General features: G+C 48.7%; 20 protein-coding genes and 1 pseudogene. 18 read left to right on the top strand and 3 right to left on the bottom strand.

The annotated features are described in order from the left end of the window. Window positions 1-502 (bottom strand): annotated as a pseudogene (locus FHS77_RS16245) (transposase); the annotation flags it as partial. Window positions 503-1,119: 617 nt separating this feature from the next. After that, window positions 1,120-2,466, bottom strand: a complete 1,347-nt coding sequence (gene rpoN / locus FHS77_RS12160) for an RNA polymerase factor sigma-54 (protein ID WP_184223747.1) — start codon at window positions 2,464-2,466, stop codon at window positions 1,120-1,122. A 384-nt stretch (window positions 2,467-2,850) separates the two neighbouring features. Here rpoN and FHS77_RS12165 point away from each other — a divergent pair, with 384 nt between their 5' ends. The 12 genes from FHS77_RS12165 to FHS77_RS12220 all read left to right on the top strand — a co-directional run bounded on the left by FHS77_RS12165 (window position 2,851) and on the right by FHS77_RS12220 (window position 16,537). Next, complete coding sequence (locus tag FHS77_RS12165) at window positions 2,851-4,386, top strand: ABC transporter substrate-binding protein (RefSeq protein WP_184223749.1); 1,536 nt, start codon at window positions 2,851-2,853, stop codon at window positions 4,384-4,386. Between the two features lie 46 nt (window positions 4,387-4,432). Next, window positions 4,433-5,440, top strand: coding sequence for an ABC transporter permease (locus FHS77_RS12170; RefSeq protein WP_184223751.1), 1,008 nt, complete (start codon window positions 4,433-4,435; stop codon window positions 5,438-5,440). Continuing rightward, window positions 5,437-6,339: an ABC transporter permease gene (locus FHS77_RS12175; protein ID WP_184223753.1), complete on the top strand. Its 903-nt coding sequence runs from the start codon at window positions 5,437-5,439 to the stop codon at window positions 6,337-6,339. Before FHS77_RS12170 ends, FHS77_RS12175 begins: the two co-directional genes overlap by 4 nt. Next, on the top strand, window positions 6,336-7,337 hold the full coding sequence (locus tag FHS77_RS12180; RefSeq protein ID WP_184223755.1) for an ABC transporter ATP-binding protein: 1,002 nt from the start codon (window positions 6,336-6,338) through the stop codon (window positions 7,335-7,337). The genes FHS77_RS12175 and FHS77_RS12180 overlap by 4 nt, the downstream gene beginning before the upstream one ends. After that, the gene (locus tag FHS77_RS12185; RefSeq protein WP_184223757.1) at window positions 7,334-8,347 is read left to right on the top strand and encodes an ABC transporter ATP-binding protein; all 1,014 of its coding nucleotides are present in this window, start codon (window positions 7,334-7,336) and stop codon (window positions 8,345-8,347) included. Before FHS77_RS12180 ends, FHS77_RS12185 begins: the two co-directional genes overlap by 4 nt. After that, the gene (locus FHS77_RS12190) at window positions 8,331-9,446 is read left to right on the top strand and encodes a C45 family autoproteolytic acyltransferase/hydrolase (RefSeq protein ID WP_184223759.1); all 1,116 of its coding nucleotides are present in this window, start codon (window positions 8,331-8,333) and stop codon (window positions 9,444-9,446) included. Before FHS77_RS12185 ends, FHS77_RS12190 begins: the two co-directional genes overlap by 17 nt. Window positions 9,447-9,450: 4 nt before the next feature. After that, a complete protein-coding gene (locus FHS77_RS12195; RefSeq protein ID WP_184223761.1) occupies window positions 9,451-10,464 on the top strand; it encodes a sigma-54 interaction domain-containing protein in 1,014 nt (337 codons plus the stop codon). Window positions 10,465-10,735: 271 nt separating this feature from the next. Next, window positions 10,736-12,100: an acyclic terpene utilization AtuA family protein gene (locus tag FHS77_RS12200; protein ID WP_184223763.1), complete on the top strand. Its 1,365-nt coding sequence runs from the start codon at window positions 10,736-10,738 to the stop codon at window positions 12,098-12,100. Between the two features lie 11 nt (window positions 12,101-12,111). Next, on the top strand, window positions 12,112-12,432 hold the full coding sequence (locus tag FHS77_RS12205; RefSeq protein ID WP_184223765.1) for a DUF4387 domain-containing protein: 321 nt from the start codon (window positions 12,112-12,114) through the stop codon (window positions 12,430-12,432). 144 nt (window positions 12,433-12,576) lie between these two features. Beyond that, window positions 12,577-13,662, top strand: a complete 1,086-nt coding sequence (locus tag FHS77_RS12210) for an ABC transporter ATP-binding protein (RefSeq protein WP_246431318.1) — start codon at window positions 12,577-12,579, stop codon at window positions 13,660-13,662. Between the two features lie 124 nt (window positions 13,663-13,786). Continuing rightward, complete coding sequence (locus tag FHS77_RS12215) at window positions 13,787-14,809, top strand: Fe(3+) ABC transporter substrate-binding protein (RefSeq protein ID WP_184223767.1); 1,023 nt, start codon at window positions 13,787-13,789, stop codon at window positions 14,807-14,809. Window positions 14,810-14,866: 57 nt separating this feature from the next. Beyond that, the gene (locus FHS77_RS12220; protein WP_184223769.1) at window positions 14,867-16,537 is read left to right on the top strand and encodes an ABC transporter permease; all 1,671 of its coding nucleotides are present in this window, start codon (window positions 14,867-14,869) and stop codon (window positions 16,535-16,537) included. Here FHS77_RS12220 and FHS77_RS12225 read toward each other — a convergent pair. Further along, window positions 16,534-17,460 carry a LysR family transcriptional regulator gene (locus FHS77_RS12225; protein ID WP_184223771.1) on the bottom strand — a complete coding sequence of 309 codons (927 nt, stop codon included), beginning with the start codon at window positions 17,458-17,460 and terminating at the stop codon, window positions 16,534-16,536. The two genes, FHS77_RS12220 and FHS77_RS12225, sit on opposite strands and share 4 nt — an antisense overlap. Before the next feature lie 159 nt (window positions 17,461-17,619). Between FHS77_RS12225 and FHS77_RS12230 the strand changes: the two genes are divergently transcribed. From FHS77_RS12230 to FHS77_RS12255, 6 genes are all read left to right on the top strand, one after another. Beyond that, window positions 17,620-19,005: an MmgE/PrpD family protein gene (locus FHS77_RS12230; protein ID WP_184223773.1), complete on the top strand. Its 1,386-nt coding sequence runs from the start codon at window positions 17,620-17,622 to the stop codon at window positions 19,003-19,005. A gap of 33 nt (window positions 19,006-19,038) precedes the next feature. Beyond that, on the top strand, window positions 19,039-20,655 hold the full coding sequence (locus tag FHS77_RS12235) for an ABC transporter substrate-binding protein (protein WP_184223775.1): 1,617 nt from the start codon (window positions 19,039-19,041) through the stop codon (window positions 20,653-20,655). Window positions 20,656-20,733: 78 nt separating this feature from the next. Continuing rightward, window positions 20,734-21,708 carry an ABC transporter permease gene (locus FHS77_RS12240; protein WP_184223777.1) on the top strand — a complete coding sequence of 325 codons (975 nt, stop codon included), beginning with the start codon at window positions 20,734-20,736 and terminating at the stop codon, window positions 21,706-21,708. After that, on the top strand, window positions 21,705-22,616 hold the full coding sequence (locus FHS77_RS12245) for an ABC transporter permease (RefSeq protein WP_184223779.1): 912 nt from the start codon (window positions 21,705-21,707) through the stop codon (window positions 22,614-22,616). Before FHS77_RS12240 ends, FHS77_RS12245 begins: the two co-directional genes overlap by 4 nt. Beyond that, window positions 22,613-23,644: an ABC transporter ATP-binding protein gene (locus FHS77_RS12250; RefSeq protein WP_184223780.1), complete on the top strand. Its 1,032-nt coding sequence runs from the start codon at window positions 22,613-22,615 to the stop codon at window positions 23,642-23,644. The genes FHS77_RS12245 and FHS77_RS12250 overlap by 4 nt, the downstream gene beginning before the upstream one ends. Continuing rightward, the gene (locus FHS77_RS12255) at window positions 23,641-24,642 is read left to right on the top strand and encodes an ABC transporter ATP-binding protein (RefSeq protein ID WP_184223783.1); all 1,002 of its coding nucleotides are present in this window, start codon (window positions 23,641-23,643) and stop codon (window positions 24,640-24,642) included. Before FHS77_RS12250 ends, FHS77_RS12255 begins: the two co-directional genes overlap by 4 nt. Window positions 24,643-24,659: the final 17 nt, after the last annotated feature.

A 24,659-nucleotide genomic window follows, 5' to 3' on the forward strand; every position in this document is an offset into this window, starting at 1 on the left:
TTCATATTGATCTCCCAGCCTTCACGCCTCAACAAGACATGGACGCGACGATAGCCATAGCGCACACGGCTCTCACAAATCTCCTTAATCCGAAGACTTAAAGCTGCCTGCTCGCCACGCTTGCGCTTATAGGTGTAAAGAGAGCGTTCTATCCGTAACGCAGAACAAGCCTTACGGATTGAGACCTTCCAGATACGCTGAACTTCATCAATAAGCGCACGGCGACGTGCAGGCTTCAGAGCTTTTTTGATAAAACGTCCTGCAACATCGCTTTATCCAGGCTGAGGTCGGCGACAAGCCGTTTAAGCTTGGCATTTTCCTCCTCCAGCTGACGAAGCCGCTTGACCTCTGAGGGCATCAGTCCGGCAAAGCGTTTACGCCAGCCGTAAAAGGTTGATTCAGCAATACCTGCCTTTCGGCAGACTTCGCCAATCGGTGTACCATCCTCGGCCTGCTTCAAAACAAATGCAATTTGTGCGTCGGAAAACTTACCCGCTTTCATGAAATTCTCCTTCTCCCGTAAAGGGCATTATAAATGGAAAATTCCAGCTGAAAATGGTCCGATTTTAAGGGAGCAGGTCACACGAGCTTACAAAAGCGAGCCGATGCGGTAAAAGCCCTTGGCCGATACATTGGTGGTGTCTCGAATTCAATCAGGCAGCATTCAGCGCTCGGATATAAGTCGCCAATAGCATTCGTAGCCAACAACGCATTCGCTGAGTGAAAGTCTTTTCACTAAAGCGGGGCAAGTCCAGAGTGCCTTTAACACTGGCTAGGCTTGCAGCGCTTACTCTGATCGGTTGTGAGAAACTCTAATCGAGGCTCCATGTAGAAACTCCGTTCTGTCCATTCAAAGCCTCATAATAACAGATCAGAAAATCAAACAAAATGTGGCGACAAAACAGCTCTTACGGTTTATTTTAGCTAGACCCTAAGCCTATCCAGATAAACAGGGCAACTTCAGTGGCAAGCAATTTGCACAGATTGAACTTGTGTCATTGCTTGTCACTTTTGTGCAGCATGCATGCTTTGAACTGAAGCCGATAGTGATCCGGTCTTTCATTGGAAATCGCAAATGCTAAGTAAAAATGGAGTGCAGGTCAGAGTTTCATCGCTCGACTAGCCCATCTGTCGTTTTTGCCAGCGACGTTCCGCAGAGGAACCAATCTTCATCAGGTCGCGATATTTAGCGACAGTGCGCCGTGCAATTTCTATGCCTTCAGCTTGTAATTTTGCGGCGATACTATCATCCGACAAAATACCGTTTGCACTTTCACCATCAATCAATTGCTTGATTTTCTGCTGAATGGTTTTTGCTGACAAATCTTCTTCTCCCGTCACGCCAGCAATGGCTTTCGAAAAGAAATATTTCATCTCAAACAAACCACGATTGGTCATAATATATTTATGCGAAACAGTACGCGAAATCGTAGATTCATGCATGTCCAAGGCTTCAGCCACTTGACGCATTGTCAGTGGCCGTAAATGGCCGTTTTCCGCAATAAGGAAAGCACGCTGATAGCTGGCAATATATGTTGCAACTTTCAAAATTGTTTGCGCACGCTGATCCAGACTTTTCACCAGCCAATGTGCCGACTGCAAACAATCTATAATAAATTGCTTTTCATCATTTCCTAGTTTGGCAACGGATATTTTGCTCGCATAAGCGCGGTCAACCAATACACGCGGCAATGCCTGCGGGTTCAATTCAATCTTTATATTATGCGCTTCATCAACAGAGATCAAAACATCCGCGACCACACGAATAGATGGTTCCGACTCAAAACAGTCACCAGGCTTTGGCACCAGCGCCCGAATTTCGCGCATCATGCCCATTATTTCATCAGGGGAAACGCCACAAAGCTTAGCTAGTTTGGGTAGATGATTACCAGCCAACAATGGCAGATTTTTCAGCAGAACCATCATCGGTTGGCTCAACCGATTTTTCGCTAACAGTTGAATTTTCAAACATTCAGTCAAATCGCGCGCGCCGACACCTGAAGGCTCAAAGTTTTGAATACGGCTCAAAATACGCTCAAAATCTTCCGATGTTATTTGGCACTGTTCAATAATTTCATCGGCAAGCTGGCGCAAATAACCATCTGGTTCAAGCGCATAAACAATCTTGGTAGCAATAGCCTGATCACGCGGCTCTTTAAAACTCGCCATCACCTGCTGGTGCAAATAATCATAGAGGCTAACTGAAGCGCTGTGGGTTTCTTCAATTGCACGAAGATCACCAGAGCCAGACAAAGTGCCTTTTCGCATAAAAGGCGCATAGGTATTTTGTGATGACTGAAGCTTTGGCGTCGCTAAATCCAAAACCGGATTTCTCTCCACCTGATCGAGAATATAAGACCGAAGCTCATCATAGCCGCACTGCAACACCTGCACCGATTGGATCATCTGTGGTGCAAGAATTTGCGTTTGTTGCTGGCTGGTATAAAGCCCTGCACCTGCCTTCATAAAGACTCCCGACAACATCACAGCGACGAAAACGAATAAAAATCCATGCAACACCTAAAAATGGCACGATTCTTGCTGTATTTTTATCTATCCCCTCAATCAAGCTAAAATCAAGTCCTGTCAGCACAGCCTCAACTGCCCATGAATAAAATTCACGCCCCCCCCCTACTTCATGCTGGCGTTAAAAAAACGCAAAGCGCGTGTATTTCACTCAATACACCCCCGCAACAGAGCATATCAAAAACCTCCAAAAGTTAAAGCTTTGAAAAAGCTATGTTAATTATTTAATCTTTGTGAGAAATAGTTTGGCATGATTATTGCTCGATCAGTTTCAAGGGAAAAAAGACAAATAATGTCACCCTGCTCGACAAAAAGGGAGATGGAATGATGCGCTTAAAAACAATCGCATTCGCTTCAGCACTTGCATTCACCTGCTCGCTCAACACCGCGATGGCAAGTGAGATCCGCATCGGCTTTGCAAATGACCCGCTAACTTTAGACCCGGCCAATCACAGAAACCGTGACACCGAAACAATCATCCGTAATATGTATGACGGACTTGTCACCCGTGATGGCGACATGAAAGTCGTACCGGAACTCATCGAATCTTATAGTCAGGTTTCTCCGACTGTTTATGACTTTGTCATCCGCAGCGGTGTCAAATTTCATGATGGCTCAACCATGACCGCAGGTGACATCAAGTTCACACTAGACCGGCTAACAGTTGACGGAGCGATGAACGGACAAACCAGCCCGCGCAAAAGCCTGCTTGGCCCTGTCGAAAAAGTTGAAGAACTCGAAAACAATATTATTCGCATACATTTAAGTGAACCCTGGCCGATTTTGCCGGCTATGCTGCCTAACCAACAAATTGTTTCGGAAGCCTTTGTCAAAGCGCATGGCGATGAAGCTCTTGCCACTCAAGTGAATGGCACCGGCTCATTCAAGCTCGTCGAATGGCGCAAAGGTGACTCTGTCATTATGGAGCGGTTTGAAGATTATTACGGCGGCTCTCCTGACGTTCCGCCGGTGGGCAAAGCCTGCGTAGAGCGTGCAATATTCAAAGTCATCCCTGAAAATGCTTCCCGCGTTGCCGCACTATTGGCTGGCGATGTGGATATTATTACCGAACTGCCAGCATTTTCTGTTTCACAAATTAAAAATAACCCTAATACCGATGTCATGACCGTCAATGGCACACGAAGTTTCTTCATCGCAATGAATAATGAAGGCTCCGCGTTAAAAGATGTCAAAGTGCGTCAGGCGCTGGCTTATGCGGTCGATAAAAAACTGATCGTCGACAAATTATTTAACGGAACGGCTGCGCTCATTAATGGTATTTTGAGCCCGGATGCTTTCGCCTATAATCCAGATCTCATCACCTATGATTACAATCCTGAAAAAGCAAAATCGCTGCTTGCAGAGGCAGGCTATCCTGACGGAATTGAGCTAACGCTAGAAACTGAAGGCGCATATAAAGATACAGCAGAAGCGATAGGCGCAGTTATGAGCAAGGCAGGCGTGCGCATTTCTGTGGTAACGGGTGAAGCCAGCCAATTGGTCAGCAAATGGCGAACGCAAGGAAAGCCTAAAAGCGGCGATCTGTGGTTGACCTCATGGGGCAACGGCTCGCTCGATCCTTATGATATTTTCGTACCCACCCATCGTACCAATGATCGCGGCAACTCCGCCGGCTACGCCAATCCGCAGGTCGACCAATTATTAGATGCTGCAGGTGTCGAAGCAGATACTGAAAAACGCGCCAGCCTTTACAAAGAAGCCGAAACAATCGTCAACAAAGAGCTGCCTTATATTTATCTATGGGTGCCGCAAGATATCTATGGGGTTTCCAAGCGTCTCAGCGGCTGGAAACCAAGCGCCGACAGCCGTATTCACTTGCATGATGCCTGCATAAATTGAGGCTATAACTAAAAATAAAAACAATAATAAAAATGGGAGTCGCTTAATGCAATTAAGCAAAGTGTTTGAGCGGTTTTTACAGCTCATCCCCGTTTTGCTAGGTGTTAGTGTCATCGTTTTTTTAATGATGGCACTCACACCCGGTGATCCGGTAACCATTATGATCGGCGATCAGAATGTCACACCCGAACAAGAAGCCTTGCTGCGAAGCGATCTCGGCCTTGACCAACCGATATATCAACGCTTCGTAACCTTTGTCGGCAATGTTGTGACCGGGGATTTCGGCACCAGCTTTTATCATCGCCGTCCGGTCTTTGATGTGATTGCCGAGCGACTTCCAGCAACCATCGAACTGACACTCATTGCGTTGATTATAGCAATCATCACATCAATTCCCTTGGGCGTATTGGCAGCGGTTAAGAAGAATACATTCTTTGATCGCATTGCCACTATCGGCTCACTTCTTGGTGTCTCCATGCCAGGCTTCTGGTTTGGTATTTTGCTATTGATGCTATTTGCCGTGCAACTGAACTGGCTGCCTGTATCAGGGCGCTTAGGCTATAGTAGTGAAGTCGCACCCATTACGCATTTTCTGCTGATTGATACCTTACTACGCGGCCGCCCTGATGCATTCTGGGATGCTCTCAAGCACATTATCCTGCCAGCACTCACATTAGGACTGCCCATGAGTGCCATTCTCATGCGGGTGACCCGCACATCCATGCTTGAAGTCATGCGCTCCGACTACATCACCTTTGCTGATGCAAAAGGTTTAAAACGCCACCGCATTCTTTACCGCCACGCACTCAAAAATGCTCTGATCCCGACAATTTCTGTTGCAGCCATCGAAACAGGCTCATTGCTGGGCGGCAATATGATTGTTGAGACAGTCTTCGGCTGGCCGGGTCTGGGAAGACTGGTCGTGGAAAGCATTTTTGTACGCAATTACCCGCTTGTACAGGCGGCTGTGCTTTTTTATGCGACAACCTATGTCCTGCTCAATTTTCTGGCAGACCTTCTCTACACCTTCTTTAACCCGAAGGTGAAGCTATGACAGACATTATCACAGATACAAGTGCCGTCACTTCACGCAAAGAAAGCCGCTTTGCTCAAAATATCAAAATTTTTATGCAAAACAGGCTGGCATTCTCATGCATTATTCTTGTGCTTCTTTTTGTGCTGGCAGCTATCTTTGCACCGTTGATTGCACCACATGATCCAAACGAAACAGACTTGTTCCGCCGCCTGCAACCACCCGCATGGTATCCGGATGGCGACTGGGCATATTTGCTTGGCTGTGACGCACTAGGACGTGATATCCTGTCACGACTGATTTACGGCTCGCGCATCTCCATTTTTATCGGCACCGCCGTTATTTTAGTTGCCACTGCCATCGGTTTAATCGCCGGTCTTGCAGCTGGCTACTTACGCGGCTGGACGGACGTCATCATTTCCCGTCTTGTCGATATTTTGCTGGGCTTTCCTTATCTTATTTTTGCCATCGGCCTGATGGCGATGATGGGCCCCGGCCTCATCAACATCATCATGGCACTTGCTTATAAGGAATGGGTGATTCCATGCCGTATCGTTCGCGGTGAAACACTTGCCGCGCGGGAGCAAGAATATGTCGAAGCAGCGCGTGCTTTAGGCGCTTCACCAGCTCATATCATGTTTCGCGAAATTCTGCCCAATATCCTGTCACCAGTCATTGTGGTTTCGACCATCAGAGTGGCGCATGTCATTATTCTGGAAGCAAGCCTGAGTTTTCTCGGCCTTGGCGTGCAACCGCCAACTGCCTCATGGGGCGCTATGGTTGCAGATGGCCGTGCCTTCATTCTTGAATCATGGTGGGTCAGCACCTTTCCGGGGCTCACAATTCTCGTTCTTGTTTTAGCAATCAATGTCGCAAGCCAGGGTTTGCGGGATGCCTTTGATCCGAGGTTCCACGAATGAAGAATGATGAAGCTTTATTGAAAGTGCGTGATCTCCGTACTGTTTTCCACACTCGCGCCGGTGCAGTCTGTGCCGTTGATGGTGTTTCTTTTGACGTAAAACCGGGTGAATGCTTAGGCGTTGTTGGCGAGTCTGGCTCCGGTAAAAGTGTAACATTCAGCTCTGTAATGGGTCTGATCCGATCACCAGGCATCATAGAAAATGGCAACATCCATTTTGAAGGCCGTGATCTGAGGCAGCTTTCTTTAAACGAGTTACGCAATTTGCGTGGCCGCGACATCGCAATGACTATGCAGGATGCACTCACTGCTCTCAATCCATCACTGACCGTTGGTGAGCAGATTGCAGAAACCATCATCGCCCATGATGACACCCTGCCCGGCGGTTACTTCCGCCGCAGGCAAGCTGTGCGTGAGCGCAGCATCGAAATGCTGCAATTGGTGGGCATTGCATCGCCTGAAAAACGCTTAAAGCAATATCCGCATGAGTTTTCCGGTGGCATGCGGCAAAGGCTTATGATCGCAATTGCGCTGTCCTGCCGCCCGAAACTGCTGATTGCCGATGAACCAACCACAGCACTTGATGTCACCATTCAGGCTCAGGTTCTGGAACTCATTGCCGATATTCGCGCGCAACTCGGCATGAGTGTTGTTCTCATTACGCATGATCTGGGCGTAGTTTCCGAGCATTGTGACCGCGTAGTGGTGATGTATGCAGGGCAAATCATCGAAACAGGCCCAACCAGAGAACTTATCCGCAACCCGCAACATCCTTATACGCAAGGTTTGCTTGCCTCATTGCCAAAGCTTTCCATGCGCGGCCAGTCTATCCAGCCCATTCAGGGGCAAGTCCCTGATCTGATCAATCTGCCGCCGCAATGCAGGTTTTATTCACGTTGTACGCAGCGCATAGCAGATTGCCAGCAAATTATAGACATACGAAGCATGACACCCGGCCGTGAAGTGCGCTGTATTTTAGCCGGGGAGAAGCAATCATGACATCAACATCTGCGCCTTTGCTTACTGTAAAAAATCTCGTCAAACATTATGGCGGCCAACCAACATTATTAGACACGCTAACCAAAAGAAAACCGGTTCAAATCCAAGCCCTCAACTCGGTCTCTTTTGACATTCGCAAAGGGGAAACTCTAGGGCTCATCGGAGAAAGCGGCTGCGGTAAATCCACACTCGGGCGCACAATTTTACGGCTGCATGAGCCGACAAGTGGTGAAATCAATTTTCAAGGCACAGATATTACCGCGCTTGATACCACGCAAATGAAGGCCATGCGCCAACATTTGCAAATCGTTTTCCAAGACCCCTATGCCTCACTTAATCCGCGCCGCACCATTGCAGAAATCGTCGGGCTTTCCCTGCAAATCCACGGCCTTGTAAAAACAAAATCTGAAATGCGCGACAAAGTGGTGGAAATAATCGAAAGCGTGGGGCTTAAAGCGGCACATCTTGATCGCTATGCACATCAGTTCTCTGGCGGGCAACGTCAGCGTATCGGCATAGCGCGCGCACTGATTTTAAACCCGCAATTCGTTGTCTGCGACGAGCCTGTGTCAGCACTCGATGTTTCTATTCAGGCACAAATCATTCAGTTGCTGAATGAAATGAAAAAACAACGTGATCTGACTTATCTGTTCATTTCGCATGATATTTCGGTCATCGGTTACTTAAGCGACCGAGTGGCCGTGATGTATTTAGGTGAAATCGTTGAAATGGGCGACACCGAAAGTGTCTTATCCAATCCGCGCCATCCTTATACCAAAAGCCTTTTATCGGCAGTGCCGGATATCGACAATCCTGAGCGCAAGCAACGCATTCGACTATCCGGCGATTTACCTTCACCGCTCAATCCGCCATCGGGCTGTAAATTTCATACACGCTGCCCTTTTGCCATGCCTGTATGCAGCAAAATTGCACCTCAAAGTGTTAATGTAGCACCCAATCACCAAACCGCTTGTCACTTGGAGGATAAAAACCTTGTTTCAGCAGCGTGACCCAGTCAGCCTTTCAGGCTCGGCATTTGAACGTGGTTTACAACAGCAAAAACGTAATCCCAATACTGTTCAAGCTGTGCGCGATGCAACATTGCAACGTGTGCATCAGGCACGCGCAGAAGGCTTGCTGGATAGTGCGGGCGAAGTCTACCTGCAAGCTCAACGGCAATTTGCCAAAATGCACGATCCGCAATCTTTGAAAGAATTAAAAGGTATCGCGCAAGGTTTCGGACTGGAAGAAAACCTGCTTTTTGAGCATCTTCATCTGGCTGTCCTCAGGGATCATAAAAGATGCGGAGGCATTGATCAGGACGGTTGCAGCGCATGGGCGGTCAATAACAGTGCTCAAGGCCCTTTGGTTGTCAAAAACCGTGATTTTGCCGGATCGCATACTGCAATCCAGCGCGTCTTTTCACATCAAGGCGATGATATCAAAACGGGCTCTGTTCTATGCATCGGAAGCCTTGGCAGTCCGGGCGCCTACTCCAGCGGCATGAATGCCTCAGGACTGGCTTTAGTCGACACACAAGTCGGTAGCCGTGACCACGGCATCGGCTGGTTGCGCTATTTTTTGATGACGCGCCTGCTGGCACAATGCCACACAGTTGACGAAGCCATTACTTTCATACGAACTCGTACTCATGCCGGTGGTGGTACTTTGGTTATGGCTGATATAAACGGCACTGTTGCCGCTGTTGAACTCGGGCATCGCCATATCAGCATTGAAACTGCTCCACGGGCCTGGCGGAGTAATCATTTCATCAGTGAAAAACTGCATCAGCAAACTTACCCGACTGACGGAGATTCTATCTCCAAAAGCTCGCTTGAGCGCTTTGCAGTTTTAAAAAACCGCATACCGGATGGTGACTGGTCAATAGAACAAGCAATTGCCTTGATGAAGTCTCATAAAGACACAGAAATTTATGGCTCGCTTTGCCAGCACCCCGAGGGGCACGGATCTTTAACCATATCCTCAGCGATTTATGATGTGAAACGACGTGAGCTATATTTCAGTGGCCCCAATCCATGTATAAGTCCATGGTATCACTATGCTCTTAATGGTCATTCACAAAAACATTTGACTGTAAGGGAGCGCTGACACAATGGAAGCAAAGGGCAGCGGCGTGGCCAGTTATCAAGGACAGCTCATTGGTGAACATCACTCAATTGAAGCCACACGCCGCCTGATAACGCGCGTTGCCAAAAGCCCCACACGGACAGTTCTCATTTACGGCGAAACCGGAACCGGTAAGGGGCTGGTGGCACGGATGCTACATCAGCAATCGTCGCGCGCTGCACATGAATTTGTTGACGTTAATTGTGCGGCCATTCCGGATAATTTACTTGAATCAGAGCTTTTTGGTTATGAGCGCGGCGCGTTTACCGGTGCCACAGCGAAGAAAACCGGCCTTGTCGAAACAGCCAATCAAGGCTCAATATTCCTTGATGAAATTCGGGAAATGGATCTTGTCCTGCAAGCAAAATTGTTAAGCCTTTTGGATACACAGCGCTTTCGTCGTGTGGGAGCCGTACAACCCATTGATGTCGATGTACGCTTCATCACCGCAACCAATAAAATACTACTAGCCGAAGTGGATGGAGGGCGCTTTCGTGAAGATCTCTATTATCGCCTTCAGGTAATTGCGATCAATATTCCCCCCTTGCGGGAACGTGATCACGATGTCCTGATCCTGACACAGCATTTTCTCAAACAATTAAATGAACGCTACAAGCGCAATATTACCGGAATTTCCGCCGAAGTTGCACAAATTTTTAGAGATTACCCATGGCCGGGCAATGTACGGGAACTGGAAAATCTTTTAGAGCGCATTTTCATTCTCGAAGATGAAAACGAAATCCTTTTAAAGCATTTACCTGACCGTATTATCCGCGGTGCGCGCAATCCAAGACATGTCAGCATCCCTCAATCCAGTGCGGTAAACACAGAAAATGCAGAAACCAATTTTCACATCGCAACACAACAATTTCAAAAATCACTGATTGAGCGCGCGCTATCAAAAGCTCAAGGCAATATTGGTCAGGCTGCAGCAGACCTGGATATCAGCCGTCACGCTTTGCGACACCATATGATCAAATTAAATATCTCAACGGACTGACCGCGTGTTTTTCACGCAGTTAGCGCAATTCACGCACAGCAAAAATCCGCACTCGATTTTCCATTGATAATGTATTCTCTCACCGACACACAAGTCTAAGGCCGTATAGGGCAAACTTTTAATTTATTATTTTATATCAAATAGTTATTGCATTTAAATCGTTCTATCTGATTACTCCTGACAATAAAAAATCCAATTCCATTCATTTGGCACAGAAAATGCTTGGTTCTCATTAGCCATTCGGCAGATCGTTAATGTTGGAGAACTTGGCATGCAATCAATGAAATTCATATGTCCTAATGGCCACTTGGGTTTTGCGCCACTGAAACCGGACAGTTTTAAGCTCGGTGTGGAAATCAATCCGGATGTAATCGCTGCGGATTCAGGCAGTGACGATATTGGCCCGGGTCCCCTTGGCAGTGATACATGCGCAAGCCCGCGGGCATGGCAAGAGCATGATCTGGAAATCATGTTACTGGCTGCACGAGATAAAAAAGTACCCATGATCATCGGTTCGGCTGGCGACACCGGCAGCAATAGCCGCGTGGATATGTATGTCAGCATCATTCGTGATTTAGCCAAAAAACACAAACTGGCAGATTTCAAACTTGGCTGGTTCTATTCCGAAGTCGATAAAGAGCTGATCCGTCAAAAAATCCGCAATGGCTCTGCTGTACGCGGGCTGGATGAGCGCTCCGATCTCGATGAAAAAACACTGGATGCAACAGAACGTGTCGTTGCAATGGCAGGTATTCATCCGTTTAAGAAATTACTTGATGAAGGCTGCGATGTCATTATTGGCGGCAGATCTTCCGACAGCGCTTTGTTCGCCGCTGGTGCATTAGCAAAAGGCTATCCTGAAGCCCAGTCTTACTATCTTGGTAAAGTTCTGGAATGTGCGTCTTTCTGCGCAGAACCTTATGGCGCCAAAGAAACTGTCATGGGTGAAATCACCAATGATTATGTTGAAGTAACTGCCATGAGCCCAGAACAACGCTGCACAGTTGCATCAGTTGCAGGCCATGCCATGTATGAGCGTGCAAATCCGTTTCATGAATATGTTGCGGGCGGCCTCCTTGACATGACTGAGTGCCGTTATGAACAGGTTTCAGAAAAAACCACACGCGTGACTGGCATGAAATTCGTGCCCGCAGAAGAGTTTCGAGTCAAACTTGAAGGCTCAGGCAAAATCGGCGAGCGCTATGTCGGCATGGCTGGAATTCGCGATCCTTACACCATTGCCAATGTCGACAAAGTCATCGAATGGGCTCGCAATCAGGTACGTGAACGCTTCGGTGATGAAGGCTGGGAACTCCACTATAATGTCTTTGGTCGTAATGGCATTATGGGTGATATGGAGCCTAACAAAAACAACCCTGCACATGAGCTGATGATTGTCGTTCAAGGCATCGCACCAACAGCTGAAATGGCCGAAGAGGTGACCATTACCGGCACAAGGCAACTTTTTTATGCACGTTTACCGGAGGTTAAAGGAACCGCGGGTGGCGTGTCGTTCATACTTGATGAGGTGATGCGCGCCAGTGCCGGTTATGTCTGGACACTCAACCACACAATGGCCGTTGATGATCCGCTTGAACTCTTTCCGACCCATAGCGAAGTTATTTCTCAAGGTTAGGTGCAGATAAAATGACAACCACTAAACTATCAGAACTTGCGAAAACAATTCGTAGTAAAAATGCCGGAACTGACAAAATCACCTTTGATATTATTTTCCGTGAACAGGAAACATATGATCGGGTGAAAAAATCCGGAGTGCTTTCTCGGGAGCGGGTCTGCGCTATTTTGGGTCTGCCGGAAAGACGTCTGACTGACTTTGTTGAATATGATCCGGCCTTTGCCATCAAATTCACAATTTCGCGCGTGCGTCCGAGCGGCAGCCCGGGAGATCCGGATATCTTTGGAGCGCAGCAATATGCTCCTTTCCTTGATGTAAAAGTACCCCTTTAAAAACAAAAATGTGAATGCGGATGTCAAAAGCATCCGCATTTTTCCAATCATGATGCTATTCATCATGATTATCTGGCTTTCAACCTGAGCCAATGTTATATGCTGTCCAAGTCCCATCGCAAAAGGTACGAGGCAGCAGAATATATGATGAGTACAGAACAGAGCACTAATTCGGATCACTCCAAGACGCCGGCATTGGAACTCTCTCATCTTCATAAAAAATTTGGCACTACCCAAGCGCTGAACGATCTGTCTTTGACGATACAGCGCGGCGAAGTTGTATGTCTTGTTGGCCATTCCGGCTGCGGAAAAACCACCCTTTTAAAAATCATCTCCGGTGTCGATAGTCCCGATGGCGGTAGCGTGTGCATTAATGGCACGCAAGTGGCGGGAGACAGCGGCTTTATCGAGCCGGAAAACCGCAAAGTGGGTGTGGTTTTTCAGGATTATGCTCTCTTTCCACATTTGACTATTGAGCAAAATATCATGTTTGGCTTGCGCAAAATGGCCAAATCGGAAGCCAGAGACCGCGCTCGCCAAATGCTGGAACTGGTTAATCTGACACATATGGCAGATAAATATCCGCATATGTTGTCGGGAGGTGAACAACAGCGCATTGCCTTAGCGCGTGCTCTCGCTCCAAAACCTGATATTCTTTTGATGGATGAGCCATTTTCCAATCTGGATCGCGGGCTGCGTGACCAGCTGCGCCATGATACGATCAGCCTGCTGCGAAAGCTTGGCACCACCGTAATATTTGTCACGCATGATGCCGAAGAAGCGCTCTCTACAGGGGACAAAATTGTCTTGATGCGGGCTGGCCATATCGTTCAGACAGGTACGCCGCGCGAGCTTTATGACCAACCTTGCTGCCGCTATACGGCTGATTTTTTCTGCGACTACAATATTGTTCAAGGCACTATGCGAACCGGTGAAGTTGAAACAGCCCTTGGCTGTTTTGCTACCGATTATATTGGTGATGACTGTCCGGCAGTAGTTTATTTGCGACCATGCGATATTTGCCCATGTCTTACACAAGCTGCGACTATCGATGCGATTTCGGCACAAATCGAAAGCCGTGTATTTCGTGGCGACATGGAAGAACTGACACTAAAAATCGGCGCTTTATCTGAGCCGCTAAAGCTACGGACATCCACGCGGCTGCCAGCACAGGCAGAAACCACCCAAATCGAAGTCAGCCGCGATAGAGCGCTGATATTTAAACTATAGTACTAATTCATCCTGTGCGCACTTGACCTTTTATTGACTTTATATAATAACCTGACTGTAGCACTCTAGTTTAACCGGATGCAATCAACGCGTCCCCTCTAAAGGTTATCGGATAAAAGAAACCATGGTTAAAACACATTATAAATATGCAAGCCTTGCCTTCGCTTTTTCTGCCCTCTTTGCAACAGGCGCCGTTGCTGAGGAAGTCAATATTTATACTACACGTGAACCTGGTCTCATCCAGCCTTTGCTTGATGCTTTCAAAAGCTCAACCGGTATCGGGGTCAATACAGTTTTTCTTAAAGACGGCCTGGCCGAGCGTGTTGCAACTGAAGGCGAAAGCTCACCTGCCGATATTTTGATGACCGTTGATGCGGGCAACCTCATTGACCTCGTTGAAAAAGGTCTGACCCAGCCTGTTGCATCTGATGTTCTCACTCATAATATCCCTGCGCAATTGCGTGATGCGGGCAATCAATGGTTCTCCCTTTCCATGCGTGCGCGTGTTGTTTATGCCGCGAAAGAGCTTGGCCTGAAAGAAATCACCTATGAAGAACTGGCCGATCCGAAATGGAAAGGCAAACTCTGTGTCCGCTCCGGTCAGCATCCATATAATACAGCACTTTTTGCTGATTATATCGTGCACCACGGCGCTGAAAAAACTGAAGAATGGCTGACCGGCCTGAAAGGCAATCTGGCGCGCAAAGCTGCTGGTGGCGACCGTGACGGCGCCAAGGATATTGTCGGTGGTATCTGCGATCTGGCGATTGCCAATTCCTACTATGTCGGACTGATGCGCTCAGGTAAAGGCGGCGAAGAGCAGGTTAAATGGGGAGAAGGTATTGACGTTCTCCTGCCCACATTCAAAGATGGCGGCACGCAGGTCAATATCAGCGGTGCAGCAGTTGCAAAACACGCCAAAAATAAAGATGCAGCCGTAAAATTATTGGAATATCTCGTCTCTGACGAAGCCCAGAAAATTTATGCGGAAGCCAATTTTGAGTATCCGGTTAAGGCCGGCGCAACCATTGACCCGATCATCGCTTCTTTTGGCGAGTTGAAAATTGACCCGACACCACTGACAGAAATTGTCGCTAAGCGCAAAGAGGCCAGCGAGCTGGTCGATAAAGTTGGCTTTGACAACTAAAATACTTTAGACATTGGCGCCATATCCTTTTGGCGCCAATGTTTTATCGTAAGATTTATGCTTAACACTTCGCACCCGACATCCAAGCAGCCTCTGCGCCGGTTCAGATCAGGCAGCCTTTGGCTGATCATCAGCCTTTTCATTGCCGGCTTGATGCTGCTGCCGATTTTGGCACTGCTCATGCAAGCATTTCAAGGCTCCGAAGGTCTCTGGTCGCATTTATTAGCCACAACGCTGCCAGTCGCTTTACGTGATACGCTAATCTTATTGACAGGGGTCGGTTTTATTGCAGCAATGCTTGGCACCACTACGGCGTGGCTTGTAACAGCCTACCAGTTTCCCGGCCGCCGCGTGCTTGAATGGGCACTCTTATTGCCGCTGGCCGTGCCAACCTATATCATTGCTTATTCATATCTGGATATTTTGCACCCGATAGGCCCGGTTCAAAGTGCAATCCGCACGATACTTGGCTACTCCAGCCCGCGCGAGTTTCGCCTGCCCGATATTCGCTCTCTGACAGGTTGCATTTTGCTCTTAGGCTTTGTGCTTTACCCTTATGTTTACATTCCAACCCGTGCGATGTTTTTAACCCAATCTGCCAATCTGATCGAAGCTGCTCGCACCTTAGGCGTTTCAAGACGTGGCATTTTCTGGCATGTCGCACTACCCATGGCGCGCCCTGCCGTAGCGGTGGGTGTCAGTCTGGCGTTGATGGAAACATTAAACGATATTGGCGCGGCCGAATTTCTTGGGGTACGCAGTCTGACGGTTTCAATCTACACGACATGGATTACCCGCTCTGATTTACCCGGAGCCGCACAAATTGCATTAGCATTATTGCTGATCGTCGTTTTGCTGGTTTCATTTGAGCGCTGGGCTCGACGCAAACAACGCTTCACATTAAGTACACAGCGCAGCCAAAGCTTCGAACCACGTCAGGTTAAAGGCTTAAAAGGCTGGTTATTTTTATTGCTGGGTGCAGTTCCGGTTATGCTTGGATTTATGGCGCCAGCCACTTATCTTATTATAGAAGCGTGGAAGAGGGTACAGTTCGCAGGCATATCACCACGTCTTTATGATGAAGCGCTTAACACTATACTGCTGGCAGGCACTGCGACTATCATAACGCTTACCTGCGGTGTGATCATTGCTTATGCCATGCGTTTGCGTCCCGGCCAAAGCACGCAATGGATATTCCGGCTGTCGACAATGGGCTATGCTGCTCCAGGCACTGTTATTGCCATTGGTGTGCTTATCATTAGCGGTGGCCTTGATCGTTTCATCGACCAAAACATGCAATACTATTTTGGTGTATCAACAGGCTTATTGTTGCTAGGCTCAGGTACTGCACTTTTATATGCATATGCTACCCGCTTCATGGCCATATCAGCCGGTGGCATTGAAGCGGGCTTGAACCGTATCCCTCTTTCTTTTGAACATGCTGCCCGCACACTCGGTCATACCAGCACCAGCACATTCCGGCGCGTACATTTACCACTGTCCAAAACGGCTCTCACTGCCGCGGCATTGCTGGTTTTTGTCGATTGCGTCAAAGAGCTGCCCGCAACCTTATTGCTACGGCCACTAAATATGGAAACCTTTGCCACCCATCTTTATGGTGAAGCAGCGCGGGGCACTTATGAGGAAGCATCACTCGCTGCCCTAGCCATTGTTGCCATCGGTATATTACCGGTTATCCTGCTCGCTAAAATCGGACGTAAACTTTAAACCTTAGTGGGAAACTCTTTTCCGCTTTCCATAATGCTTGCCCAAAATTTATTTACCACTGTGCGGCTGCGGCCAAGGCGTTTGTAAATCCGCACTTCAATCGATACTGTCCAACGTTCACCACCAGCAAGAACCAGTTTTTTCTCACACAACAGATTTTTAATCCGGTCATAAGGCATCCATGTGATGCCATTACCTTCCAGCACCAGTCCGAGCAGGTTCTCTCCATTGGTGCCCTGACAGGTTTTCAAAACCTGCAAATCATTTTCAGCTATACGGCTTTCAACAATGTTGCCGATATAAGACCCCGGCAACCGCGCCACATAAGGCAACACGCCCTTCAAGTCATCAAGATTAATGCTTGGCTTTATGCCATTTTTAACAGGCACACAAACCGGCACCACTTGTTCAGGACCCAGAATTTTATATTCAAATTGCTCCAGATCGAATGAAGAGACCTGCCCCGAAGAATGATAGGTCAGAAAAAAATCATATTCACCGCTTTCCAGCGCCTGCACATCTTCAGGCGTAGTGCGCGATGATAAAACATTAGGCACAATTTCCGGCATCAGCGTTTTTTTGCGCGTGATCCACGACGGATAGAAAGACTGCACCAGCGTTGTCGCGCCGGAAAATCTGAGCAAATAGCGGTCATGCCCCAATAATTGACGAGCGTTTTCTTCAGCACGGCGTACACTGATAATAATCGGCTTACAATCATTGAGAAACTGCTCACCCAATTCGGTGAGTTCTAAAGGCTGGCGATTGCGGGCGATCAACTCGCCGCCCAGATGATTTTCAAGCGAACGGATGCGTTTGGAAAAAGCCGACTGGGTAATGTTGCGTTGGCGTGCCGCCCGCGCAAAACCTTTGCTTTCAACCACAGCCAGAAAATCTTCAATCCAACTTAAATCCAAACCCATACTTTCTTCAGCTCATGCCTGCCGCGACGTCCGGCTGAAGCCAGATGTCCAAACCGGACTATAACTATTCCAAAAATCCGTTTGCTCCGCTTCTGCCTTCAAACTTAAACTCAGGCCAACCCAATGAAGCATAACAGGTATAGTATGAAGCCGGAATTAATGACACAGAGTGATAAAAATCGCGAGCATTTTTATATAAATCGCATGAGTGCCTATGCCGCCAATGCTTTGAGCGACACATTGCCGGATCACGTCGCAGAAAAAGCCAAATATCATATCTTGGATACATTCTGCGCCATGATCACCGGCGCTCGCCTGACAGTGGGTGAGATGGCTTTATCCTATTCCAAAACCTTGTCGCAATCAGCTGACAAAGCCGCGGGCATTGTTGCATCTGACAGTTTTTTACATCCGGCCGATGCAGCTCTTGTCAACGGCATCATGGCACATGCCAATGAAACCGATGACAGCCATCCGGCAGCAATCGGCCATCCGGGCTGCGCCATTGTTCCTGCCGCATTGGCTGCGGCTGAAACCAATGCATCCAGTGGCAGTGATTTTCTAAAAGCGGTTGTGCTTGGCTATGATTACTATGCCCGTATGAATATCGCGCTTGGTTCAAACCATATTTATGCGCGTGGTCATGGCCCCTATAGCATTGGTGGCGCATGGGGTGCAGCCGCCGCCGCCGGTGCGCTTTATAAAATTGATGCAGAGCGTATGGCCTATGTATTCTCTAATGTCGCACATCAAACCGGCGGCATTGCCGTTTGGATGCGTGATAAAGACCATATGGAAAAAGCCTTTCATTTTGCTGGCCTGCCAGCCCGCAACGGCGTGAGTGCAGCTGCAATGATTGCCCATGGTTTTTCCGGCACAGATGATGTGATTGAAGGCCGCGGCAATTTCATGGATGCCTATTCGGACAATCCGGATCGCGACATTCTGATCGGCGAGTTAGGCACCCGTTTTGAAGTTATGCTCACCAATATCAAAAAATGGTGTGTCGGCTCTCCTATTCAATCAGCGCTGGATTCCCTTGAATATTTGATGGAAAATGAAGTGGTTCATTTGGGCAATATCGAGAAACTGACCATCGAACTCCCGTCCCATGTGGTCGATGTCGTGGAAGACCGCGGTGTGCCGGATATCAACTGTAAACACTGCCTTGCTTTGATGCTGGTGGACGGCCGTTTTGGTTTCCATGCTTCACATGATTATGCACGCTTGCAAGATCCGGCCATTCTGGCCATGAAGAATAAAATGTCGTTGCTTCCTAGTGCAGAACTAGCTGATGCACTGCCGATCCGTCAGGCAATTGTCACGGCAGTTTTGTCAGACGGGCGCACCGTCAGCCGCCGCACTTACGCGGTAAAGGGAGTGGTGGAGAACCCCATGGATCGCAACGACGTTATCCGTAAAGCGCAGGATTTATTATCACCACTCCTTAAGCAAGAGACAGATAAATTCATCGAAACAGTGCTGAATATCGAAACTTTATCGGACATTCGCGCATTGCGTACGGTGCTGCAAAAACAAGACTAAACTGGTTGAAATCTAGCGAACGAAAGAAAAATCATGATAAAAAATCACGGAATTCGCCTTCAAACCACAATGGCAACACGCTATTTGCGCGCTGTCTCATTGGCGGGAGTAGCTTGCTGTGCATTGACAGCATCAGCATGGGCCGCAGATTTGCGGATGGGAATGAGCTCGGCTCCGACCTCGATTGATCCGCATTTTCATGCCAACAGCTCCAACATCTCTATGACAGGTCAGGTTTTTGAGGGGCTGACCTGGAAAGACGAGAATATGCGCCCTGTTCCGGCTCTGGCCGAAAGCTGGGAGTATAAGGGAGACAATATCTGGCATTTTAACTTGCGTAAAAACGTGAAATTCCACGACGGCACACCATTTACTGCCGATGATGTGATTTTCACCTTTGAGCGTGTGCCAACTATTGTTGACAGCCCAAGCCCGTTCACCGCGCGTCTGGCGGATGTGGTTTCTTATAAAGCGCTTGATGATCATACATTGGAAGTGGTCACCAAAGGTGCAGCACCTAACCTGCCGATCAATCTGGCCGATGTGCAGATTGTTTCGCGTAAAAACGGCGAAAACAAAACCACGTCAGATTATGTCACCGGTAAAGCCATGATCGGCACCGGCCCTTATAAATTTACCAATGCGCGCATCGGCGAAATTTATGAATTTGAAAGCTATGCTGATTATTGGGGCGGCAAGCCTGCCTGGGATAAAGTAACACAGCGCATTATCAGCTCTGATCCTGCACGTATTGCGGCACTCCTTGCCGGTGACGTGGATCTGATCACCAGTGTGCCGACCAGCGACATCGCCAATCTGGAAAAAGCGCCGAATATCGCGCTTTGGTCAACCGCCACCAATCGTATTGTTTTTGTGGCGCTGGATGTCGAGCATGAAAAACCAATTGCAGGTCAGGTGACCGACAATAATGGCAAACCATTGGATAAAAACCCTATGCTGGATGTGCGCGTACGTAAAGCGCTTTCTATGGCACTCGACCGCAAAAGCCTTGTAGAACGCGGCCTTTCCGGTGATGCATTGCCTGCAAGTCAGCTCGTGCCGGAAGGTCTGTTCGGCTATAATCCTGAAATTCCGGTTGAGCCTTATGATCCGGCTGCGGCCAAAGAGCTTTTGAAAGAAGCAGGCTATCCGGAAGGTTTCCGTGTAGTGCTGACCACTTCTAACGATGACACATCACGCGTGCGCGCTTCGCAGGCAATTGGTCAGATGTGGACACGTATTGGTGTGCGAACCGAGATAGAAACCATGCCACATGCCGTTTTCATTCCGAAAACCAATGACTTCCAGTTTGCGCATATGATCCATTCATGGGGCACTTCAACCGGTGAGGCCGCTTATACATTGCGCGGTATCGCAGGCACCCGTGACCATGAAAAAGGCATCGGCACGTCAAACCGTGGTCGTTATTCCAATCCGGAAATGGATGCACTGGTCAACAAAGCCTCCGAAACCATGGATGATGCGACACGCGAAGCTATGCTGCAAAAAGCAATGGTGATGACTATCAGTGATTACGGTATTCTGCCGCTCTACAGCCCGAAAGCAACATGGGCTTCATCCAAGAATGTGAAATATATTCCGTCGAAGGCCAATGTGACGTCGGCAATTTTCGCAACACCTGCTGAATAATCCGACTTCAATACTGATCCCTTATACGGTTACAAAGCCGTATAAGGGAATAATACCTGCGACAGTCAGGGGGGAAATATGGCCGAGATGATCGCGCGGCGACTGGTACAGTCGCTCATCACGCTTCTGGCTTTGAGCTTCATAACATTTGCCGGACTTTATATGATCGGTAACCCGATGGAAGTTCTGGCTGATGAATCCGCCACGGCGCTGGAAATCCAGCAAATCAGTGAGCGGCTTGGGCTGGATCAGCCACTCTACATTCAATATATGCGTTATATGGGTCGTTTGTTGAGCGGCGATTTCGGCATATCTTTTGTCACCGCTTTGCCGGTTTCAACCATGTTGCTGCAACGCCTGCCCGCAACACTTGAAATGGCACTCATTTCAATCATTATTTCAGTTGGTATCGGTCTGCCGCTTGGCATTCTTGCAGGCACATTTCCAGATAGCCGCTTTAGCAAATTTGCCTCGATCAGCTCGATTTTCGGTTTCAGCCTGCCAAATTTCTGGCTTGGCCTGATGCTGCTGTTGGTTTTTGCTGTTCAATTGGCCGTCTTTCCGGCCATCGGGCGCGGCCAGACCATAGAGATCAACGGGGTCGCCTGGAGTTTTCTAACGTGGAACGGGCTCACTCATCTCATTTTGCCAGCCGTCACGCTTGCAACGGGTAATCTTGCGCTGATGCTACGCTTAGGGCGAGCCGGTATGCAGGAAGTGATGATGCTCGATTATGTCAAACTTGCCAGTATCAAAGGCCTGTCACCCTGGCGTGTTGTAACTGTTCATGCCTTGCGCAATGTAATGATCCCGATTGTCACCATTATCGGTCTTGAAATCGGCGGCCTCGTTTCGGGTGCCATTATTACAGAAACTGTTTTTGCCTGGCCCGGTATCGGCAAGCTGCTGATTGACTCAATCAATATGCTCGATCGTCCGGTGGTCATTGCTTATATGATGATTTTCACCTTCATGTTCGTCACCATCAATCTCATCGTTGATATACTTTATATCGTGCTTGATCCGCGCGCGGGAACAGGACGTGCATCATGACGAGTTCCGCTTTGTCACGTTTTCACCAATGGCGCAAAACCACACGCTTTTATAATTTCTTCCGCGAATTCAGCACCAGTAATACGGCGCTGCTCGGCTTGGGCGTGACCATTATTTTGCTCTTTATCGCCATTTTCGCCCCGCTCATCTCGCCACAAAATCCTTATGACCTGATGCAGGTTGATTTTATGGATTCCGAACTGCCGCCGGGCTCGGTTGGCGGTATGGGGCAATATTATCTGCTTGGCACTGACGCTAACGGCCGCGATATGCTGAGCGCCATGTTCTATGGCCTGCGTTCCAGCTTCATGGTCGCATGGAGTAGTCTCGCGATGGCACTTGTCATCGGCGTGATGCTAGGGCTCATTTCCGCCTATACGGGCGGAAAAGTGGATGCAGTTATCATGCGCATTGTTGATGTGCAGATGAGCTTTCCGACCATTTTGATCGCACTTCTCTTATTGGCTGTGTTTGGTCGTGGTCTGGATAAAACCATTCTCGCACTCACACTCGTGCAATGGGCTTACTTTGCCCGCAATGTGCGCGGCACAGCATTATCAGAGCGCAATCGCGAATATGTTCTGGCGGCACGCCTTGCGCATATTCCAACCTTTCGTATTCTCTGGCGTCATATTTTGCCCAATTGCCTGCCACCCTTGCTGGTTATTGCCTCAGTGCAGCTTGCATCCGCCATCTCCATCGAAGCATCGCTTTCCTTCCTTGGTCTTGGCATGCCAGTTACGCAACCTTCACTCGGCCTGCTGATTTCCAATGGTTTTGGCTATCTGATGGGTGGTAAATACTGGATCAGTGTTTTCCCCGGCGTACTGCTTCTCATTACGGTTTTTGCAATCAACCTGATTGCCGATCAATTGCGCGACATGTTCAATCCGAGGCTTAAAAAATGACGACTGCAGTTTCAGCATCCCCTGCTGCATCACTATTTGTGCTTCAGGTTGAAAATCTTAAAACCCAGTTTGATACCAGCGCCGGTGTTGTGCGCGCTGTCGATGGCATCAGCTTTTCGCTCAAACGCGGCGAAGTGATGGGTTTGGTGGGTGAATCCGGTTCTGGCAAATCCATCACCGGTTACTCCATCATGCGTGCCATCGACAAACCGGGGCGCATTACTGAAGGGCACATAAAATTTTGCGGCCGCGACAACAAAATCGTTGATCTGGTTAGTCTGCCCGAACGGCAGATGCGGGATTTACGCGGCAACCGCGTGGCAATGATTTTGCAAGATCCGATGATGTCGCTCAATCCAAGCTTACGCATCGGAACACAGCTTACCGAAACCTATCTTGCGCATAAAAAAGTCAGCAAACAGGAAGCCCGTGAACGTGCCATCAATGTGATGCAGCGTGTCGGTATTCCTGATGCCGAACGCCGCCTGAGCGCTTATCCGCACGAGTTTTCCGGTGGTATGCGTCAGCGTATCGCCATCGCAATTGCACTTATCAATGAGCCGGACGTCATCATCGCCGATGAACCGACCACCGCTTTGGACGTCACCACGCAGGCGCAAATTCTTTTTGAAGTGCAAAAGCTATCGCGTGAATTTGGCACAGCATGGATATGGATTACCCATGACCTGACTATCGTTGCTGCCCTCGCGCAAAATGTGGCTGTGATGTATGCCGGTAAAATCGTCGAATATGGATCAGTTGCCTCCATTCTTGACCGCCCGCTGCATCCCTACACCAAGGGTTTGATTGCCTCGATACCCGGGCATAACAGCACTTTGGCCAATAAGCGCCTTTACCAGATACCGGGCAATGCCCCTTCTCTTCTGTCCTTGCCACGCGGCTGTCCGTTCCGCCCGCGCTGCGCATATGCCGACAGCACATGTCTTGAAACGCCCGCCGATACCAAGCTTTCTGAAAACCGCTTTTATCGTTGCTGGCACCCTGTGGAAACAGGAGCTGCATTATGAATGCTATCAATATCTCGCCTGAAGGCGAAACCATTTTGGAAGTTCAGTCCCTGCGTCATCAGTTTGGCCGCAAAGAAGACTGGATCGACAAGATCGGTGCGAAACTGCGCAAAAGCGGCCCCCGCCCTGTGGTGCGCGCCATCAATGGCGTTGATCTTAATGTCAAAAAAGGTGAAATTTTCGGCATTGCCGGTGAATCCGGCTGCGGGAAAAGTACGCTTGGCCGTATTATGGCGGGTTTGATCAAACCAACAGAAGGGCAAATTGCCTATCACGGCAAGCCGGTGATGCGAGGCGACAAACCTGCCAATCTGAAATTGCAAATGATCTTTCAGGATTCAGGCGCAGCGCTTAATCCCCGTATGCAGGTCAAAGATCTGATCGGCGAAGGCCCGCTTTTGCATGGCTTGGTAAAAAGACGCGAAATGAAAGACTTTATCGTCAATCAGCTCGAAATTGTAGGCCTGAATGCCGATGCCATGACGCGCTATCCGCACCAGTTTTCCGGCGGTCAGCGCCAACGCATCAACATTGCCCGCGCGCTTGCGCTGCAACCGGATATGATCATCTGTGATGAATCAATTGCCGCGCTTGACGTCTCCATTCAGGCACAAATTATCAATCTGTTTCTTGATCTGAAAGACAGGCTTGATCTGACATATGTTTTCATCAGCCATGATTTAGGCGTCTTGAAACATATCGCCGATAATCTGGCCGTGATGTATCTCGGGCGTGTTGTCGAACAGGGGGATGCCTCAGAAATATTTGCCAATCCACGGCATCCTTACACGCAGGTTCTGCTTGAAAATGTACTGACACTTGATCGCCGCGACCAGCAGTTTGAACCTGTTGAAGGCGAAGTTCCCTCACCGCTTAATCTGCCGTCAGGTTGTGCATTTAACACCCGTTGTACCCATGCAGTTCCTGCCTGTGCGCAAGTCGTACCGGCTCTTGTGGGAGATGAAAAACATCAGGTTGCCTGTCCGGTGATGGCATGAAAATGGAGGCCATATCC

The sequence above is a fragment of the Paenochrobactrum gallinarii genome, from assembly GCF_014205685.1.
In the GTDB taxonomy this organism is placed as follows: Bacteria; Pseudomonadota; Alphaproteobacteria; order Rhizobiales; family Rhizobiaceae; genus Paenochrobactrum; species Paenochrobactrum gallinarii.

Bases quoted from the DNA above. Each gene is read 5' to 3' on its own strand.
- rpoN (WP_184223747.1), bottom strand. From the start codon at position 2,466: ATGAAGGCAGGTGCAGGGCTTTATACCAGCCAGCAACAAACGCAAATT.
- FHS77_RS12165 (WP_184223749.1), top strand. From the start codon at position 2,851: ATGATGCGCTTAAAAACAATCGCATTCGCTTCAGCACTTGCATTCACC.
- FHS77_RS12170 (WP_184223751.1), top strand. From the start codon at position 4,433: ATGCAATTAAGCAAAGTGTTTGAGCGGTTTTTACAGCTCATCCCCGTT.
- FHS77_RS12175 (WP_184223753.1), top strand. From the start codon at position 5,437: ATGACAGACATTATCACAGATACAAGTGCCGTCACTTCACGCAAAGAA.
- FHS77_RS12180 (WP_184223755.1), top strand. From the start codon at position 6,336: ATGAAGAATGATGAAGCTTTATTGAAAGTGCGTGATCTCCGTACTGTT.
- FHS77_RS12185 (WP_184223757.1), top strand. From the start codon at position 7,334: ATGACATCAACATCTGCGCCTTTGCTTACTGTAAAAAATCTCGTCAAA.
- FHS77_RS12195 (WP_184223761.1), top strand. From the start codon at position 9,451: ATGGAAGCAAAGGGCAGCGGCGTGGCCAGTTATCAAGGACAGCTCATT.
- FHS77_RS12200 (WP_184223763.1), top strand. From the start codon at position 10,736: ATGCAATCAATGAAATTCATATGTCCTAATGGCCACTTGGGTTTTGCG.
- FHS77_RS12205 (WP_184223765.1), top strand. From the start codon at position 12,112: ATGACAACCACTAAACTATCAGAACTTGCGAAAACAATTCGTAGTAAA.
- FHS77_RS12210 (WP_246431318.1), top strand. From the start codon at position 12,577: ATGATGAGTACAGAACAGAGCACTAATTCGGATCACTCCAAGACGCCG.
- FHS77_RS12215 (WP_184223767.1), top strand. From the start codon at position 13,787: ATGGTTAAAACACATTATAAATATGCAAGCCTTGCCTTCGCTTTTTCT.
- FHS77_RS12220 (WP_184223769.1), top strand. From the start codon at position 14,867: ATGCTTAACACTTCGCACCCGACATCCAAGCAGCCTCTGCGCCGGTTC.
- FHS77_RS12225 (WP_184223771.1), bottom strand. From the start codon at position 17,460: ATGGGTTTGGATTTAAGTTGGATTGAAGATTTTCTGGCTGTGGTTGAA.
- FHS77_RS12230 (WP_184223773.1), top strand. From the start codon at position 17,620: ATGACACAGAGTGATAAAAATCGCGAGCATTTTTATATAAATCGCATG.
- FHS77_RS12235 (WP_184223775.1), top strand. From the start codon at position 19,039: ATGATAAAAAATCACGGAATTCGCCTTCAAACCACAATGGCAACACGC.
- FHS77_RS12240 (WP_184223777.1), top strand. From the start codon at position 20,734: ATGGCCGAGATGATCGCGCGGCGACTGGTACAGTCGCTCATCACGCTT.
- FHS77_RS12245 (WP_184223779.1), top strand. From the start codon at position 21,705: ATGACGAGTTCCGCTTTGTCACGTTTTCACCAATGGCGCAAAACCACA.
- FHS77_RS12250 (WP_184223780.1), top strand. From the start codon at position 22,613: ATGACGACTGCAGTTTCAGCATCCCCTGCTGCATCACTATTTGTGCTT.
- FHS77_RS12255 (WP_184223783.1), top strand. From the start codon at position 23,641: ATGAATGCTATCAATATCTCGCCTGAAGGCGAAACCATTTTGGAAGTT.